The sequence below is a fragment of the Paenarthrobacter sp. NPDC090522 genome (genome assembly GCF_044769225.1).
In the GTDB taxonomy this organism is placed as follows: domain Bacteria; phylum Actinomycetota; class Actinomycetes; order Actinomycetales; family Micrococcaceae; genus Arthrobacter.
Genome location: NZ_JBIVXL010000003.1, coordinates 323,144 through 340,789 on the forward strand (window position 1 = coordinate 323,144; position 17,646 = coordinate 340,789).

General features: G+C 65.1%; 13 protein-coding genes. 7 read left to right on the forward strand and 6 right to left on the reverse strand.

Annotated elements, in window-relative coordinates:
* Positions 1-81 precede the first annotated feature (81 nt).
* A complete protein-coding gene (locus ACIQT2_RS05320; protein ID WP_402944261.1) occupies positions 82-2,436 on the reverse strand; it encodes a hypothetical protein in 2,355 nt (784 codons plus the stop codon).
* A 370-nt stretch (positions 2,437-2,806) separates the two neighbouring features.
* On the opposite strand from ACIQT2_RS05320, the gene ACIQT2_RS05325 reads away from it, so the two are divergent.
* The 3 genes from ACIQT2_RS05325 (at position 2,807) to ACIQT2_RS05335 (ending at position 4,745) form a co-directional block, all read left to right on the forward strand.
* Entirely contained in the window at positions 2,807-3,685 is an 879-nt protein-coding gene (locus ACIQT2_RS05325; protein ID WP_402944264.1) for an FAD-dependent oxidoreductase, read from the forward strand.
* A gap of 105 nt (positions 3,686-3,790) precedes the next feature.
* Positions 3,791-4,471 (forward strand): deoxyribose-phosphate aldolase, encoded by a 681-nt coding sequence (gene deoC / locus ACIQT2_RS05330; RefSeq protein WP_402944265.1) that lies wholly within the window; start codon positions 3,791-3,793, stop codon positions 4,469-4,471.
* A 52-nt stretch (positions 4,472-4,523) separates the two neighbouring features.
* Positions 4,524-4,745 (forward strand): hypothetical protein, encoded by a 222-nt coding sequence (locus ACIQT2_RS05335; protein WP_387433475.1) that lies wholly within the window; start codon positions 4,524-4,526, stop codon positions 4,743-4,745.
* A gap of 60 nt (positions 4,746-4,805) precedes the next feature.
* Here the strand turns inward: ACIQT2_RS05335 and ACIQT2_RS05340 are convergent, their stop codons facing one another.
* Positions 4,806-5,600 carry a metal-dependent hydrolase gene (locus ACIQT2_RS05340; RefSeq protein WP_397326108.1) on the reverse strand — a complete coding sequence of 265 codons (795 nt, stop codon included), beginning with the start codon at positions 5,598-5,600 and terminating at the stop codon, positions 4,806-4,808.
* 4 nt (positions 5,601-5,604) lie between these two features.
* A complete protein-coding gene (mfd, locus tag ACIQT2_RS05345; protein ID WP_402944269.1) occupies positions 5,605-9,228 on the reverse strand; it encodes a transcription-repair coupling factor in 3,624 nt (1,207 codons plus the stop codon).
* Between the two features lie 41 nt (positions 9,229-9,269).
* On the opposite strand from mfd, the gene ACIQT2_RS05350 reads away from it, so the two are divergent.
* The 4 genes from ACIQT2_RS05350 (at position 9,270) to nhaA (ending at position 13,081) form a co-directional block, all read left to right on the forward strand.
* Positions 9,270-10,862, forward strand: coding sequence for an SDR family oxidoreductase (locus ACIQT2_RS05350; protein WP_402944272.1), 1,593 nt, complete (start codon positions 9,270-9,272; stop codon positions 10,860-10,862).
* A gap of 50 nt (positions 10,863-10,912) precedes the next feature.
* A complete protein-coding gene (locus ACIQT2_RS05355; RefSeq protein WP_387433465.1) occupies positions 10,913-11,410 on the forward strand; it encodes a DUF2505 domain-containing protein in 498 nt (165 codons plus the stop codon).
* 1 nt (position 11,411) lies between these two features.
* Complete coding sequence (locus tag ACIQT2_RS05360) at positions 11,412-11,633, forward strand: SCO4848 family membrane protein (protein WP_400330942.1); 222 nt, start codon at positions 11,412-11,414, stop codon at positions 11,631-11,633.
* A gap of 149 nt (positions 11,634-11,782) precedes the next feature.
* Positions 11,783-13,081 (forward strand): Na+/H+ antiporter NhaA, encoded by a 1,299-nt coding sequence (nhaA, locus tag ACIQT2_RS05365; RefSeq protein ID WP_402944275.1) that lies wholly within the window; start codon positions 11,783-11,785, stop codon positions 13,079-13,081.
* A gap of 22 nt (positions 13,082-13,103) precedes the next feature.
* On the opposite strand, the gene sufU is transcribed toward nhaA, so the two are convergent.
* From sufU to ACIQT2_RS05380, 3 genes are all read right to left on the reverse strand, one after another.
* On the reverse strand, positions 13,104-13,556 hold the full coding sequence (gene sufU, locus ACIQT2_RS05370) for a Fe-S cluster assembly sulfur transfer protein SufU (RefSeq protein WP_402944278.1): 453 nt from the start codon (positions 13,554-13,556) through the stop codon (positions 13,104-13,106).
* 38 nt (positions 13,557-13,594) lie between these two features.
* Complete coding sequence (locus ACIQT2_RS05375) at positions 13,595-14,920, reverse strand: cysteine desulfurase (RefSeq protein ID WP_402944281.1); 1,326 nt, start codon at positions 14,918-14,920, stop codon at positions 13,595-13,597.
* Between the two features lie 78 nt (positions 14,921-14,998).
* The gene (locus ACIQT2_RS05380; RefSeq protein ID WP_402944283.1) at positions 14,999-17,428 is read right to left on the reverse strand and encodes an AAA family ATPase; all 2,430 of its coding nucleotides are present in this window, start codon (positions 17,426-17,428) and stop codon (positions 14,999-15,001) included.
* Between the last annotated feature and the right edge of the window lie 218 nt (positions 17,429-17,646).

Below are 17,646 nucleotides of genomic sequence, written 5' to 3' on the forward strand. Positions count from 1 at the left end.
TTCCCGCAATCTCGTCAGTCCGTCAACAATCCATGCAACGTCCGCTAAGTCGTAAACAGTCATTTTCAACCAGCTCCCGAACTAATTGTTAAATGTCTTGAACGTAGGCCGACCCTGCCCGAATCGAAATTCCAATTCCACCTTACTGGGGACCCCCGACCTAGTCCCCGGAATCATCCGCATTTCCCACGTGAGGTCGACTGGTGCTCCTGCGGACAGTTGACGGTTGACCTTGTTAATCACATCCATCTCAACCTCGTGGAAGTTTTGTATGTCGTTGGGTATGCCCACACCGCGGTTTTGCCACATGTGTTGGGGAAAGATGCCGGCGCCTTCGCCGATGAAGCCCAGACCTGAGGGTGCTGCGTGGCCCCCGTCGTAGCCGGGGCCTCCGAGGCGGCCGGCCTTGCGCTGTTGGTAACCGTTGCGGTTACTGTCTCCGACGAGTGTCGAAACAATGTGGCCCTTGGCTGAGGCGAGCTCAGCATTCTGGTCCATGACAAGAGTGAACGTGTTCTGGAGTCCACCATCCACTTCCACCACCACGTTGTAGGTGACGTTTGGCAGAGGCTTGTTCAGCTCAAGGGACCACGCCCCTCTGACGCCGCCATAAGTGTCGACGACCCTGACGGTGCCAGTGGCGTCGGTGTAGAACTCTTCCAGAGTGGGCTTATTGACGATCCCCTGGGAGTTCTTCATGAGGTTGCGGTGCTCGATGACATACTCGGTGAACGGCTTCAGGTTGGTTCGTGCCGCGAAGTTTTCCCTGCGGCTGACCGGGAAAAGTCCATCACCGTGCTTCAGGATGATGGTGTTCTCGATTCTGTCCGGTACGACGAAGTGGTCCGGGAGTACCGACGGCACAGCTGGATGTCCCGCACTGGTCCTGAGTGGTGGAACGAACGGGGGTGGGTTGTTCCCGCGAATGGCCGAGGCCCGGGTTTCCAACCAATTGGAGGCATGGTGGGTGTGGCCAGTCCGGGTGAGAGCTCCGCCCGGGGTAGGGAAAACGGCTTTTGGCAGTGAAGCATCTGCTGCGCGGAGTCCGTCCGCGAGCTTGGATAAACCATTGGCCGTTGCGTTCTTGACTGCGGCGGCGGATTGGGCCGCGCCGGCCCGAGCATTGGTGACGAGGTTCCAGGTTCCAACGCGGGCCTTGGTGAGGGCGTCCTGGACCTTCGCTGTGGTCTTGGGAGCGAGGATGTCCGAAACCTTCAAGGCCAAGGAGCCGGGTTTTTCGAGGAAGTCCGCGGTTTTCAGGAGCAGATGGGAACTGGCGGCGAGCTTGGCTGCGAACGCCGCGTATTTGGCGCTGTCGATCGTCGCGAGGGACAGGCGCCCTGCGGCCATCCCTGCTGAGGAGACGATCTTGGAGGCCTTAATTCCTGCGCCTGCTCCGGCGCCGAGGAAGAGGCTGGAGACGTTGAACACGGATGCCCCGGCTGCCCAGGCCGCGGTGGTCTCATTTTCTTCGAGGTGGATGAAGGCCGGGCCGATGGACGTGAAGAGGTCCCGGGCTTCCTTGACCTTGGGCTCTTCGCGTTCCTTGGTCTCCTCGTCCCGCCACGGAATGCTGGCTCCGGCCAAGGTTCCAGCGGCGCCGATGGTGGTGTTGATACCGCCCCAGGCCAGGTCGCGTTTGATCGGATTCAGGGTTCCGCTCAGGGACCAGATGCCGTCCACGGTTTCGATAAACGCTGCGCCGATCCCTTGGAGAAGCCCCAGCCCGCCGTTGGGCCGGTAGGGAATGGTTTGGTTGCCCCAGGGTTGTTCGTCCTGGGGGCGATCGATGCCGGCGTACGTTCCGGCGTCCCAGAGGAGTGCGTCCACCCAGTTCCCGAATTTCGGGTCCGGCCCGGTAGGTGCCGTGGCCGCGTACACGGGACCGCCGGAGATGACTGCAAGTGCTTGTGCGCAGGTGTTTTGGGCATTCAGGTAGTCGTCGTGGATGGCCTTGATATCGGTGGCGAGCCGCTCGCGCCGGGCGCTCAGGTCAGCGTCCCCGCTCCAGTGCTGGGTGACCGTGGTGGTTATCTCGTCGTCTTTGACGCGATGGGTGACCTCGATGCTGCTCGGGAATGCGGAAATATCCGCGTCCAAGGCGTGCACAGCCCTGCCGTAGGCTTCGAGCCGCTGTTTCAAGTCCCGGCACGTGGACGAAAAAGTCTCCAGAGCGGCCGCGGTGGAAGTTGCCGTGCTGTTTACGCGCTGCGCGGTGGGCGTCAGATGGTCAAATGCTGTCAGAACCGCGGCTGATTCCTCGGACCTGTAATGAACCGAAAGGTTCCGCCAAATCCCCGCGGTGTTGCAAAAGTCCGTCAGGTAATCTCCGGCCAACTGCCGCAGCGACTTCACCGCATCATCAAGGGAATCAACCTCAGGCAAAGTGAACCCACCCGAAGGATTCAACCCCGACGAAGTGTCAACGGACGTCACAAGCGCTCCTGGAATAACAACCGGAATGGTCGTGACCGGAAGTGGTCACGCAGCCGGGGTCATTGTGAGCACACGAAAAACCGACTAGGTGGCAAAAAAGGCTCTCCCTAGACCAAAACAAGGGAAATTATGTGGTAGAAACCCAAAATTAGGTGGAGCGGAAAATTATCTAGGTGGTGCTATCCACAGGGCCAGAATCCCGGATGCCCCACTGCGAACGCTGCAAATGTGATCTACGTTATTACCGCCCGGTAAACACCACGCTACGCAACAACCAAAGATGGCAACAGCGGTGAAACACCCGCGAAAAACCGGCGTCCTAGGCTGATCCCACAAGCACCGAACAGGTCATTCAGCGAAAGGGCCCACCATGTCCTCACCTTCCCTCCACATCGTCATTGCCGGCGCAGGTCCGGCCGCCCAGGCTTTGGTGCGGAGGCTCGCAGGCAAGGGTGGCCCACGCCCCCGGGATCACCGCACCTTCGAGGGCACCATCACGGTCCTCAGCAACCGCGACGAGTGCTCCGACGCCCTGCTGGAACTCGCTGAGCTGCCCAAGGTCTCGGTCCGTTTCGGCCAGGCTGCAAGCTACATCGACGTGGACGCCAAGATGGTGACCACCGTTGATGGCATGGAGTTCTCCTACGACCAACTGGTGATCGCTACCGGCTCGGCACCGTCGTTGCCCCCGGTTACCGGCGCCTACTGTGGCTTGAACTACTCCACCATTGACGATGCCGGTACCATCGGCGAAGCCGTCAAGGACGTCACCCGGGTTGTTGGCCGCCGTCCGCTGGGCATCCTCGTGGGAACCGGACCCGCGGCCGGGCAGGCTGAGGCCGTGCTCCGGGCCAGGGGTGTCCGTCCCGTGCGCACCACGTTGCGGCCGTCCGCCGTCGTACCTTCCCTGGCCGGTTCCCCGCTGCCGGCCACCGGCATCCTGTTCGAGGATGGCAGCAGCATGAACGGCGACCTGGTGGTCCTGGCGGAGGAGCGCACTGCGCGCACCGAACTCGCCTCCAGCGCGGGCCTGGAACTGGCTCACGACGGCGGTATCGCCGTCGGGCGCGACCTGGCCACATCGGTGCCGGGCATCTGGGCGATCGGCGACGCCGCGTCGTGCGACGGGTTGCGGTTGGGGCTCCTTCTGTCCGCGGAATCGTCAGCCATGTTGTGCGCTTCGGGGCTGTTGTCTGCCGCTCGTGGCGGCGCTGCCGCTGGCACGGCAGAAGTCCAGGCAGCCGCCTGACAACCTCCCGCCGGTGCCGGTGGCCGGTGTGGCAAGATGGTCCTTTGACGGGCAGTGACAACCCTGCGGCCACCGGGCCGGCCACGCCCGGCACGGAAGGATTCCATGAGCAACCAAGCCGGCATCGCCTCGTACATCGACCACACCCTGTTGAAGCCCGAGGCCAGCGAGGCCGACGTCCTCAAGGTGTGTGCCGAGGCAGCCGAGTACAACTTCAAGTCCGTCTGCGTCAATCCGATCTGGGTCAAGACCGTCAAGAAAGCCCTCAAGGGTTCCGGCGTCCTGACCTGCGCGGTGGTGGGATTCCCGCTCGGCGCGACGCCCAGCGACGTCAAGGCGTTCGAGGCCCGGGGCGCCGTGCTGGACGGCGCGGACGAGATCGACATGGTGATCAACATCGCCTCGGCCCGGGCCAATGACAAGGGCGCGCTCGTGGAGGACATCACCGCCGTGGCCGAAGCTGTGCACACGGGTGAGGCGATCCTGAAGGTCATCATCGAAACGTCGCTGTTGAGCGACGAGCAGAAGGTCATCGCTTGTGAAGCAGCGGTGGAAGCGGGTGCCGACTTCGTCAAGACCTCTACCGGTTTCAACGGAGGCGGCGCAACAGCCGAAGACGTAGCCCTCATGCGCAAGACGGTCGGCCCCGAACTGGGCGTCAAGGCCTCGGGCGGAGTGCGGTCCCTCGCCGATGCACAGGCTATGATTGCTGCTGGTGCAACACGTATCGGAGCGAGTTCCGGAATTGCCATCGTCAAGGGTGAACAGGGTTCATCCGACTACTGAGCTTCCGGCCGCCGCCACGGATTTGAGCCCTGCGGGGCCGAGGAGGAATGAATTGTCCAAGAACACTGCCCCGATTGAAAACGAGAACAACCTGGGCACGAGCATCGTGCTGTTCGTGGTCATGATCGTGCTCTTCCTCGGCGCCATCTACTCCCTGTCCTTCCTGACGCTGGACAACCCGTGGCCGATGGCCGTCTGCCTGGGCCTCTTCGCCCTGGCCTTCTGGATTCCGCAGACCGTCCTCGGCCGTTCGGACTCGGCCGGCGAGAACTAGGTCTTAAGCAACAAGGAAGGGGCACCCCAGCGGGTGCCCCTTCCTTGTTTAAGTGCGGGGTTACAGCGCGAGTGCCGCCAGGACCGCCGGCCAGTGCTGTTGAGCCAGTCCCCAGGCAGCAGCGCCCATGCCCACCATCGCGTAGCCGCTGACGGGGATGAGGACCAGCCATTCGCGGCGTGATCCCGCCCGGCCCAGCAGCGGCAGGGAAAAGGCTCCGTTGGGACGCCAGATCCCGCTGATGGCGGACTTCCGCAGGAACTTGGGCGGTTTGATGACGATCGGCCACAGCAACGGCACACCGCCCACGGTAATCATGTCCCCCACGATGTGGACCACGACGCCGGTCAGCATGGACAGGGGCAGCCAGCCCCACTGGGCCGGCGCGAACCAGGTCACCAACCCCGCCATCACCAGCGCGAAAAGCCAGTTGGTGATCCACCCGGACTTGGGAAACAGGTTCAGGGCCTTGGCTGCCAGGTTGATCATGAACATGCACAGCAGCCCGGCGCCCACCGACAACCTCCCAACGGGCGTGACCATCTGGAATTGGGCAGCCATCGCAGCCAACACCACGAACGCCGAGGCGCCCAGCAAGGAGTGTGTTCCCTGACGGTGCCCGCCGCTGGCCTTCTCGATCCCCACGGCGATCGCGTTGGACAACGGCGGCAACGAATTGGCGATGGTGCTGTGCCGGTGGTCCCAGTCGCACACCAGCGCCGTTCCCGCCGTCGCCATGGCGCCGATCAGGATGCCGGTGGAATCCAGCGGGTACCAGCCCAGCGCGTACGGGCCGGTCGAGGCAATAGCGATCCACGCCGCGGCTCCCGACGCGGCGTGGTGTCCTCCCATCATTCGTTTAGCCAGCCTTTACGGGTACATCGGTGAAGATTGCTTCGATCACGTTGTTGGCCCAGTCAAGGATCTCGGCATCCTGCAAGTCGCGGCCACCTATCCTTGCTGTCTTGGGCTTGGGGATCAGCACCGCGTCCAAGGCGGGCTTGACCTGCGAACCCGGGTACATGCGGTTGAGGCGCATGGTTTTCGATTCGGGCAGTTGCGCCGGCGAGAAGCGGATGAAGTTTCCTTGGAGTGCGACGTCGGACAGCCCGGCTTCGCGTGCACCCACCCGGAAGCGGGCCACGGCAATGAGGTTCTTGACCGGGAGTGGCGGCTCACCGTAGCGGTCCACGAGTTCGGCCAGGACCTCGTCGATGGCCTCGTTGGTGATGGCTGCGGCCAGTTTCCGGTAGGCCTCCAGGCGCAAGCGCTCTCCCGGAACATAGTCATGCGGCAAGTGTGCGTTGACAGGCAGCTCGATCTTCATCTCGGCGGCCTTCTCCTCGGCCTCGCCACGGTACTCTGCCACGGCTTCGCCCACCAAGCGGATGTAAAGGTCGAAGCCGACACCCTGGATGTGGCCGGATTGCTCGCCGCCCAAGAGGTTGCCGGCGCCGCGGATTTCGAGGTCCTTCATGGCCAGCTGCATGCCGGCGCCGAGCTCATTGTGCGCAGCCACGGCTTTGAGGCGCTCCAGCGCGACCTCGCCCAGCGGCTTCTCCGACGGGTACAGGAAGTAGGCATACGCCCGTTCACGTCCACGGCCCACGCGGCCACGAAGCTGGTGGAGCTGCGAGAGGCCGTACTTGTCGGCACCATCCACGATCAGCGTGTTGGCGTTGGAGATGTCCAGGCCGGTTTCGATGATGGTGGTACACACCAGCACATCGAAGCGCTTCTCCCAGAAGTCCACGATGATCTTTTCCAGGCGGCTCTCGGACATCTGCCCGTGAGCCACTTCCACCCGCGCTTCGGGAACCAGCTCGCGGATCTGCGCGGCAATCCGTTCAATCGAGGACACCCGGTTGTGCACGAAGAACACCTGTCCTTCGCGCATGAGTTCACGGCGGATCGCGGCCGAGGTCTGCTTGTTGGTGAACGGTCCCACGTAGGTCAACACGGGGTGGCGTTCTTCCGGCGGCGTGGCCAGGGTGGACGTTTCCCGGATGCCGGTGAGGGACATTTCCAAGGTACGCGGGATGGGGGTGGCACTCATGGCCAGCACGTCCACGTTGGTGCGCATCTTCTTGAGCGCTTCCTTGTGCTCCACGCCGAACCGCTGTTCCTCGTCCACGATCACCAGGCCGAGGTCCTTGAACTCGAAATCCTTGGACAGCAGGCGGTGCGTGCCGATCACCACGTCCACGGCGCCACTCTTGACACCCTCTGCGGTCTCCTTGGCTTCTTTGCTGGACTGGAACCGGGACAATGGTTTGACGCGCAGCGGGAAGCCGGAGAATCGCTCGGTAAAGGTCTCATAGTGCTGCTGGGCCAGGAGGGTGGTAGGCACCAGGACAGCCACCTGTTTGCCGTCCTGGACGGCCTTGAACGCGGCGCGGACGGCGATTTCGGTCTTGCCGTAGCCCACGTCGCCGGACACCAGCCGGTCCATGGGGATCTCGCGCTCCATGTCCGCTTTGACCTCGTTGATGGTGGTCAGCTGGTCCGGGGTCTCCACGTAGGGGAAGGCCTCCTCAAGTTCCCGCTGCCACGGCGTGTCCGGGGCGAACGCGTGCCCCCGCGAGGCCATGCGGGCCGAGTAAAGGCGGATCAGTTCGCCCGCGATTTCCTTGACGGCCTTGCGGGCCTTGGACTTGGTGCTGGCCCAGTCGGCGCCGCCCATCTTGCTCAGCGCGGGGGTGTCACCGCCAACGTAGCGGGTCACTTGGTCCAACTGGTCCGTGGGAACGAACAAGCGGTCCCCGGGGGCACCCCGCTTGGACGGGGCGTACTCCAGCACCAGGTACTCGCGCAGCCCCGAGTCGGACGCGGATGTTCCCACCACCTTGCGTTGGATCAGTTCCACGAACTTGCCGATCCCGTGCTGTTCGTGGACCACGAAGTCCCCGGCATGCAGCTGCAGCGGGTCCACGGCGTTGCGACGCTTGGACGGCATGCGCCGCATGTCCTTGGTGGAGCTCGTCGAAGCGCGGCCCAGCAGGTCCGCTTCGGTCAGGAGGCCCATCTTCAGGCCATCGAGCACAAAGCCACGCCCGACGGCGGCACAGGTCACCTCGATGATGCCGGGTTGCGGCTCGTCATCCAGGGAGTCAACCCGGGCACATGGAATATCGGCGTCATGGAACAGCTCAACCAATCGCTGCGCAGGGCCGGGACCGTCGGTCACCACCACCACGCGCCACTGGTCCCGGACGCGGGAACCAATGAAGTCGAGCATTTCAGCCACTTCGCCCTGGTAGCCGCGGGGTTCACGGGCATGGAGGTTGAGCACGTCAATGTCCAACACCAGGTCCTCATCGGAGGCCAGTGAGGTGATGGACCACCAGGACACCTCATTCTCCAGGGCCGAAGTCCGGGTGTCCGTGAGCGAACGGAAACTTGCGGCATGCAAGTCGGTGGAGGCGCGGCTCAAGAGATCAAGGGGCGCAGCACCGCCGTCGGACGCTGTTGACCAAGCGGCCTCAAGGAACTCTTCGTTGGTTGCGGCGAGATCGTGCGCCCGGGTACGGACTTTCTCGGGTTCGATCACCACGGCCAGCGAGCCGGCGGGAAGTTGGTCCACGAACGGAACCATGGCATCCACCAGGACGGGGGCCAGGGACTCCATGCCTTCCACCGCGATGCCGCCGGCGATCTTCTCCAGCATGTCCGCTGCGGCAGGCATGTCCGCCTTCAACTTGGCCGCCCGGGACATGACCGAGGGCGTAATGAGGATTTCCCGGCACGGCGGGGCATGCAATTCGGTGGGGTGGTGGATTCCGGGGGCAGACAGCGAGCGCTGGTCGGCGACGGCGAACCAACGCATCTGGTCCACTTCGTCGCCGAAGAACTCCACGCGGATCGGGTGGTCCTCGGTGGGCGGGAAAACGTCCAGGATGCCACCGCGCACGGCGAACTCACCGCGATGCGTCACCATGTCCACGCGGGCGTAGGCGGCGTCCGACAAGGCCCGGACCACCTCGGTGAAGGACCGCTCTTCGCCCACTTTAAGCGTCACGGGGACCAGGTCGCCCAGGCCGGCGACGATGGGCTGGACCACGGCGCGGACCGGCGCCACCACCACGCGCAGGGGGGCCGCCGTCGAGCTTTCCGGGTGGGCCAGCCGCCGCAGGACGGAGAGCCGGCGGCCTACTGTGTCCGAGCGCGGCGAGAGCCGTTCGTGCGGAAGGGTTTCCCAACTGGGGAATGCCGCCACGGATTCGGCGGGAAGGTAGGAGGCCAGCGCTGCGGTGAGGTCCTCGGCTTCGCGGCCCGTGGCCGTCACCGCGAGGACCACCGGACCCGCGGAGCCTTCGCCGGCCAGGGCGTCGGCCATTTCGGCGAGCAGCACGGAACGCATGCCGGTGGGACCACTGATCTGGTAATCCGTGCTCCGGGAGTCGAAGGGCCGCCTGGCCTCGGTGCGGACACGCGCAAAACTCTTGTCTTCCGCGAGTGCGCGGCGCAGACCGTTGAGGCTCATGGCTGAAACTCCTAGGGTGGATCCAAGGGCAGGCAACACAAATGCCCGGAAATTCAAAAGAATGCCGGGTTATTCCAGCCTACCCCTCCCTCCAGACCCAGGAGTTCCCTTTGCAGCCTTCCGTTCCCTCCCACAGCCGGACCGTCCTTGTCACCGGCGCCACCGGCTACATCGGCGGCCGACTGGTCCCCCGGCTCCTCGAGGCCGGACATCGCGTCAAGGTGCTGGTCCGTTCGCCACAGAAGATCAAGGATGTCCCGTGGCACGACCAGGTTGAGATCGTGCAGGACTCACTGGACGATGCCGCCGGCGTGGAAGAGGCCTTGGCGGGTGTGGAGGTGCTCTATTACCTGGTGCACTCCATGGCCTCCGGCAGCGGGTTCGAGGCCAAGGAGGAAGCCATGGCGCGGCTGGTTGCGGAGGCAGCCAAGGCGGCGGGGGTGGACAGGATCGTCTACCTCGGCGGACTGCATCCGGACAACGAGCTGCTTTCCAAGCACATGCGGTCCCGCGAGAAGGTAGGCCGGGTGTTCCTGGAGTCCGGCGTGGATTCCATCGTGTTCCAGGCCGGGGTGGTGATTGGTTCCGGTTCGGCGTCCTTCGAGATGATCCGGCACTTGGCGGATACCTTGCCGGTGATGCCTGCACCAAGCTGGGTCACCAACCGGATCGAGGCCATCGCCGTGAGGGACGTCCTGCACTACCTGGTCGCCGCGGCGACACTTCCGGACAAGCTGAACCGGACGTTCGATATCGGCTCCCGGGATGTCCTCAAATACAAGGACATGATGAACGAGTATGCCCTGGAGCGTGGACTTCCCCGGCGGCTCGTGATCGCCCTGCCCGTCCCGGCACCCAAGCTCGCAGGGCTGTGGGTGGCACTGGTGACACCCATTCCCTTGTCCATGTCCTTCCCGTTGGTGCAGTCACTGCAGCACGATGCTGTGTCGCGGGAGCACGACGTCGACCATTACATACCGCAGCCCGACGGCGGCCTGACACCGTACCGCCGCGCCGTCGCCCTGGCACTGGGCAAGGAACGCGACGGCCAGGTGGAGACCACGTGGGCCAACGCCGGCATCGACGCCGATCCTTTGCCCAGCGACCCCGACTGGGCCGGTTACAAGGTCTACCTGGATGAACGGAGCTTCCACAGCGAAGCAAAGCCGGAACACGTGTGGACCATCATTGAGGGCATCGGCGGCAAGAACGGCTGGTACTCGCTCCCCCTGGCCTGGCGGGTCCGTGGCTGGCTGGACAAGCTCCAAGGCGGGGCCGGGCTGCTCCGCGGACGCCGCCACCCCAAGACGCTGGGCAGCGGCGAAGTGGTGGACTGGTGGCGGGTGGAGGCGATCGAGCGCGGGCACCTGCTCCGCCTGCGGGCGGAGATGCGGGCACCGGGACGCGCCTGGCTGGAGCTGGCGGTGGAGCCCGACGGCGGCGGAAGCCTTTACAAGCAGCGCGCCATTTTCTTCCCCCGGGGACTGGCGGGAAGGCTGTACTGGCTGGGCGTCTACCCGTTCCACGGGTTCATTTTTCCGTCGATGGCCAGGAACATCTCGGCGGCAGCTATTGCCCTGCAAGAGGAAGAGGCCGTGGAGCCCGGTTCAGGAGTGTCCACCGACACCCCGTAGGATGTTGGGGAGCTAAAAGAGCTTCAACACCACCAATCCACGGAGGACCCATGGCCCTGAGTGCATCCACCACCCTGCCGCACAGCGTTGACCGCGTAGCTGCCGTCTTCGTTGACGAAGACTTCCTGCGCCACACGAGCGAACTGGTGGGCGGCTCCCTGGAATCGTTCACGATCGACGGTGACACCGCCGGCGCGTTCACCACCACCACCGTCCGCACGCTGCCCACCACGCGGCTGCCGGACATCGCCCGCAAGTTCGTCGGTGAGAGCCTCACCGTCACCCAGACCGAGAAGTGGGACGCTCCCGCTGCCGATGGTTCGCGTGCCAGCACCATCGCCCTGAAGGTCTCCGGCGCTCCCCTGGACGTTTCGGCCGTGCAGCGCCTGATCGCCGAGGGCGGCAGCACCCGCATCGAACTCGAAGGCAACGTCACCTCCTCCGTTCCGTTCCTCGGTGGCAAGATCGCCGACGCCGCGGAACCGATGGTTGGCAAGGCCCTGAACATCCAGTCCCAGCAGGCCCAGGCCTGGCTCGAAAGCCACTAAGGTGCAGCTTCCTGCCATCCTCGCGATCATCCTGATCGTGGCGGGCGTATGGTCCTTGGCGGTGTGGCCGCAGTTCCTCAAGCGCGTCATGAAGGATCCCCGCGCCCGTGACGCCTCGGGCAAGGCCACCAGGTTCCTGACCGTGCACGTGGTCCTGGTGACCATTTCCATGGTGCTGGGACTCGCGACGGCGGCAATCGGCGTCGCCGGCCTTTTCGCGTAACCCTCACCCAACTGAGTCGCAGTTAAGCGCGTTTTGACCCCTCATAACGCGCTCTACTGCGACCCAGTTGGGTAGGATGGATGTTGGTGTGCCGGGAAGTCTGGTCGGCGGAGTCATTGTGATACCCCGAACCAACTGAAGGAGCCCCTGTGGCCAAGCCGCCGAGCACCAACAGAATCTTCACCCGTTCCAGCTACCCCGAGTACCGGCGCATCCTCGCGATCCTGCGGACCGAAACAGTCGGTGGCGCGCTACTGCTGGCCGCAACGGTCATTGCCCTGATCTGGGCCAACTCCCCCGCCGCGGACGGTTACTTTGCCTTGCGGGACTTCACCATCGGCTACGAGCCGTGGCATCTTGACCTCAGCCTTGGCCATTGGGCGTCCGATGGCCTGCTCGCCGTCTTCTTCTTCCTGGCCGGGCTGGAACTCAAGCGGGAGTTCGTGGCCGGCGAACTCCGCAAGCCCGCCAAGGCTGTTGTTCCCGTGGCCGCTGCTGTAGGCGGCGTGATTGTCCCGGCCCTGATCTACGTCCTCTTCAACCTCGGATCGGCCGAAGAAACCCTCAAAGGCTGGGCCATCCCCACGGCAACGGACATCGCCTTCGCCCTCGCGGTCTTGGCCGTGATCAACACACACCTTCCCGCAGCGCTCAGGACCTTCCTCCTGACGCTCGCCGTGGTGGACGACCTCATCGCCATCGGCATCATCGCCTTCTTCTACTCCAGCGGTCTGCAGCCCCTCATGCTCCTCGCGTCCCTGGTTCCCCTCGCCCTCTTCACCTTTCTCGTCCAGAAGCGCATCCGGAGCTGGTACGTGCTGCTCCCGCTGGCCCTGGCGACGTGGGCCCTGGTGCATGCTTCCGGGATCCACGCCACCGTGGCCGGAGTGCTGCTGGGCTTCGCTGTTCCGGTCTTTGCCAGCGGCAGGAAGGGTGAACCGGCGGAGGGTCTTGCCGAACATTTCGAACACCGGCTGCGCCCGTTCTCGGCCGGCTTCGCCGTCCCCGTCTTCGCCTTCTTCTCGGCAGGTGTTGCCTTGGGCGGCTTTGGCGGCATGGGTGCAGCCCTCAGTGATCCTGTGGCCCTGGGAGTGGTGGCCGCTCTGGTTGTGGGCAAGGCCGCGGGAGTCTTCGGCACCACTTTCCTGGTCACCAAGACCACGCGGGCCCGCCTGGACTCGAGCATCGCCTGGATCGACCTCTTCGGCCTGGCGCTTCTGGCCGGCATCGGTTTCACGGTCTCGCTGCTCATCGGCGAGTTGAGTTTCGGGGCAGGTTCGGCCCACAACGACCACGCCAAGGTGGCCATCCTGGCCGGTTCCCTGATCTCGGCAGTGCTTGCCGCCGTCGTGCTTAAGGCCCGCAACCGTCGGTACCGGCAAGTGGCGGCAGAAGAGCAACGGGACGACGACGGCGACGGCGTGCCTGACGTTTTCGCCCGCAGTTAGGGGACGTCCCCGGCGAGGAGGGTCAGGCGCTGGCCTGGTTGAGCGCGTCCTCGGCAGCCACCCAGGAAATCATGGCGCACTTGACCCGGGCGGCGTACCGGGCGACGCCCTCGAACGCCGCAGCATCGCCGAGGATTTCCGGATCGGCCTGGACTTTCCCGCGGGAACGGAGGACCTCGCGGAAGGTATCGATCACGGCATGCAGTTCGCCGATGGACATGCCCTCGGCCAGCTCGCTCAGGACGGAGGCGGATGCCATGGAAATGGAGCAACCGGCCCCATCCCAGCTGACTTGCCTGACCGTCCCATCCGCGACGGCGAGCCGCAGGGTCACTTCGTCGCCACAGACCGGGTTGAGCTGGTGGGACTGGCCCGTGGCGGCCCCTTCGGGTGCTGGGGTGTCGGCGAGGCCACTGCCGTGCCGCTGCTTGGAGTGGTCCAGGATGATCTGCTGGTACAACTGGTCGAGACTCATGGTGCTTGCCTGTTCGTCAAAGGGTGAATGGAAGGCCCTCAGGCCTGGAAGTACGCCCGCACTCCGGACACAGCGTCCAGGAAAGCTTCGACGTCGTCCGTGGTGTTGTAGAGGTAGGTGCTGGCGCGGGTGGTTGCGGTGAGTCCCAGCCTGCGGTGCAGCGGCTGGGCGCAATGGTGGCCCACGCGGACGGCGATGCCGCGATCGTCCAGGAACTGCCCGACGTCGTGCGCGTGCACTCCGGCGACGTCGAACGCGGCCAGGCCGATCCGTTCGGAACCGGAAGCAGGCCCCACCACGCGGATGCCGTCAATGGCTTCCAAGCCCTTCACCAGCCGCTGGCCCAGCTGGGATTCCCAGGCGTGGATGCGGTCGATCCCGGTTTCGCTCAGGTAGTTCACCGCCGCGGCGAGTGCCACCGCCTGGGAAATCCTTTGGGTTCCGGCTTCGAAGCGTTGCGGAGCCGGCAGGTACTCGGCGCGTTCCATGGTGACCGTGGTGATCATGGAACCACCTGTCAGGAAGGGCGGCAGGACGTCCAGGAGTTCCTGCTTCCCGTAGAGCACGCCAACACCCGTGGGCGCCAGCATCTTATGGCCGGAGAAGACGGCGAAATCGACGTCCAGTTCCTTGACGTCGATGGGCAGGTGGGGCACCGACTGGCAGGCATCGAGCACCACCAGCGCGCCCACGCGGCGGGCCAGGGCCACCAGTTCACGCACCGGGTTGACCGTTCCCAGGACGTTGGACGCGTGCGTGAAAGCGAGCAAGCGCGTGCGCTCCCCTAGGATCTCCGCCGCAGCGTCGAGCCGGAGCGCGCCGTCGTCCGTGATGGGAATGTACTTCAAAGTGGCCCCGGTGCGGAACGCGAGTTCCTGCCATGGGATGAGGTTGGCATGGTGCTCCATTTCGGTGACCACTATCTCGTCGCCTGGCCCAAAAGCGAGGTCCTTCAGCGCCGAACCGCCCCGGCCCTGCGCGGACCACAGCGCGGCGTTAGAGAGGGCGTAACTGACCAAATTCAGGCCCTCGGTGGCGTTGGAGGTCCACACCGTTTCCTCATACCGGGCACCGATGAAATCGGCCACCGTCTGGCGGGCGTCTTCAAAAGCCTCCGTTGCCTCCACGGCAAGGTAGTGGGCGCCGCGGTGCACGGCCGCGTTGCGTTGTTCGTAGAACTCCTGCTCGGCCTCGATGACACTGAGCGGGTTCTGCGATGTGGCGCCGGAATCCAAGTACACCAGTGGCTTGCCGTTCACCAGTTGGTCCAGGACGGGGAAGTCGTTCCGGATCCGCAAAACCTCGGCGTTGTCCATGGCGTGCACGGAATGCTTCAGCGAGGCGGGGGTTGATACGACGGTCAAGGGGCGCTCCTTGGAAAGCCTTCAGGGACACTCAATTATCCCACGGCACAGGCCGGCGGGAGTGTGCCTTCCAGCACGTCAGCGGCCGGCGGTCCCCGGCAGCCAACCCAGCGGCGGAACAGCCTCGCTCTCAAAGGCATGGCGCAAGCGCTCCATCATCACCGAGGCCCGGCGGCTCGCCGCACTGCGGGTCCTCGCCTCGTAGCCGTTCGCAGCGCGTGAATAGCACACCGCGGCATGCGCAAACTGGCGGTCCGCGGACAGGCTCCTTCCGGCAGACTCGAGCGTCTTGGGGTCATGGTCCAGCAGGGACAGCGCGAAGGTCTGCAGGGCCACCCCTGCCGGTCCCTGGACAGCGGCGCCCAGCTCGCCGAGGCGCCGCTGCAGCACCAGATCGTCGACGGCGGTGCTGCTTGCGTTGAGGGTCAGGAGGGAGAGCGCCTCGGCTTCGAGCAACGGGCTTTGCCCATGGAAATCTCCGGCAAGCGTGAACAGCCTTCCACCTTCCGCGTGCCACCCCCGCGAAACGGCATCCTTGGCAGCGGCCAGGAACAGGTCAGTGAACGGACCGAAGAACCCTGGGGGCGTTTCCAGCAGGGCAGCGTGGCTTTGGGCGATCCGTTCCCCGGACTGCACAGGGTCTCCACACAGCGCCTCACAGTAGGCCAACATGGCCGCAGCGAACGCCAGGACGGGCGGCAGGCCGGCGTCGGGCAGTTCCGCCACCGCCGGCTGCAGCGTCAGCCGTGCTGCCCGCGGCAGTCCTTGGCTGAGCTGGGCGTACCCGCGGGCCACCTCCAGGCAAACAGCCATGTGGGCGGGCATCGCATAGGACCCCGGACAGTTCAGCAGCGCATCAACGGGACCCCACGCCAGGTTGTGGCGCAAGCAGATGATGTGGCGCAGCAGGACTCCGGGCCGGAAGACCTCCAAGGCAGGGTCTTGGTCTATGGCGGCCATGGCGGCGGACGACTCGGCCAAGGCCTGCGGTGCTGCGCCTGCCAGCAGCAGCCGCCCTGCCTCGTCGATGGTCTTCATGACAAACCCCGCCTGGTCCACGGGCCCGCCCTCGCGGTCTCCGCCAGACTCCGGAACCGCCCCGAGCAGGCTGAGCGCCATGAGCCGATGGCTGGCCTCGTCCCTGACGTCCGCTTGCGATCCTGTGGCGGCCAACTCCCGCAGTTCAGGCGTTGCTTCCCTGAGCTGCCCCTCCGCGATGAGCGCACGGGCACGGAGCAGCTTGGCCTCCTGCAGGTGGCCCGGTTCCTTGATGGCGTCCGCCGCCCGCAGCGCAAGCTCAGCAGTGGAGGGCCTGTCGGCGGCCGGCGCGGCGGAGAGGAGGAGCTCATCGGACAAGCTCAGGCCGGAATCGAGCGTCCACGTCATCCACCGGAGCATGGTGGGCGCGGACTCGCGTGTCACGGCCGGCCCTTCGATGCCCTTCCGCAGGGCGGTACTCCGCGCCTTGGGGACGGAAAGCCGCGTTCCCTCGCCCCGCAGCCACGAGCTGGTCCGGACCGTGGGCGGGCGGCCTGGCAGCAACCTGATGTGGTGGGCGGACAGGAGGTGTTCCACGGCGCGCTGGCCGAAGCTGCGCTCCACGGTGTCCAACGCCAGGGGTTCGCCCAAGGCAATGAGCTCCAGTGCTTGGCGCTCCTCCTCGGGACGGTTGGCGTTCTCCGAACTGACGTGCTCAACCACCCGTGGCCAGTGGCAGTGGGCCCGGACATCGAGGGTCCAGTAGCCATCGCGGAGGACCAGGAGGCCTGCTTCGCGGGCATCCTCCACAGCCAGGCACAAGAGGCCCACGTTGAAGCCACTCATGACGGCCAGGAGGCTGCTCGCGCGGCGTTGGACGTTGCCGCCCAACACCTCTTGGCACAGGGCGTGGGCCTCATTGAAGGTAAAGGGCGGCAGGAAATACTGCTCTAGGAACCCGTCCTCCCACAACTGGTACAGATCCTGGGGCAGGGGACGCCGGCTGTCCGCCGTCGCCACCAGCGTCGCCCCAAAACCGGGAATCAACTGCAGCAGGACCGCCAGGGAGGCGGGGTCGATGTAGTGGATATCGTCCACCAGCAGCACCAGAGGTGCCCTTCGCAGCGGTGTGGCGTGTTTCTTGCTGCGACGGCGTACCGCCGACGGTGTGTACAGGTAATCGGCCGGTCCCAGGGTCCGGGTGAGGGCCCGGAGCACCTGCAGCCCGGGCAGGACGGCATGTTCGTCCGGGGCGTCTTCGCCGCCGGTCAGGGCCCCGAACCGGATTGCCTCGAGCTCAGGCCTTCCGGCGAACGTGTGGACATCCATGGATTCAGGAAGGCCGGCTTGGATGGAGAGCAACAAATGGCTCTTCCCGGAGCCCCGGTCCCCCACTACCACAATGCCGTTGGTGGACGGTGAAGGTACGGCTGCGAGGATCAGCTCAAGCAGCTTCTTCCGGTCCGGGAATACTGGTGGCCTCAGCCCGACTGGGACGGTGTCTTCGTCCAGCCAGGGATCCGGCAGCATGCGCACTCCAATAGCAGCAGTCCCTTGGTCCGGGAGGGGTTCGGTGTTCCGCGAATGCGGATCCCTGGCCTAGAAGCCGGCGACGGCTGGGGGGAGAGTCTCGGTCTCAGAAGACTCTGTCGCCGCCGGCTTCGTCCAGGGCCGGACCGTCTTGCGACGGCCGGAGCATCGGCTCAACGAGACCACCGATGCGGGTGTTGCGGTGGGAAGTCCGGCGA

What these genes read in the sequence shown, in the direction of transcription:
- ACIQT2_RS05325 (WP_402944264.1), top strand. Translation starts at nt 2,807, where the DNA reads ATGTCCTCACCTTCCCTCCACATCGTCATTGCCGGCGCAGGTCCGGCC.
- deoC (WP_402944265.1), top strand. Translation starts at nt 3,791, where the DNA reads ATGAGCAACCAAGCCGGCATCGCCTCGTACATCGACCACACCCTGTTG.
- ACIQT2_RS05340 (WP_397326108.1), bottom strand. Translation starts at nt 5,600, where the DNA reads ATGATGGGAGGACACCACGCCGCGTCGGGAGCCGCGGCGTGGATCGCT.
- mfd (WP_402944269.1), bottom strand. Translation starts at nt 9,228, where the DNA reads ATGAGCCTCAACGGTCTGCGCCGCGCACTCGCGGAAGACAAGAGTTTT.
- ACIQT2_RS05350 (WP_402944272.1), top strand. Translation starts at nt 9,270, where the DNA reads ATGCCCGGAAATTCAAAAGAATGCCGGGTTATTCCAGCCTACCCCTCC.
- ACIQT2_RS05355 (WP_387433465.1), top strand. Translation starts at nt 10,913, where the DNA reads ATGGCCCTGAGTGCATCCACCACCCTGCCGCACAGCGTTGACCGCGTA.
- sufU (WP_402944278.1), bottom strand. Translation starts at nt 13,556, where the DNA reads ATGAGTCTCGACCAGTTGTACCAGCAGATCATCCTGGACCACTCCAAG.
- ACIQT2_RS05380 (WP_402944283.1), bottom strand. Translation starts at nt 17,428, where the DNA reads ATGCTGCCGGATCCCTGGCTGGACGAAGACACCGTCCCAGTCGGGCTG.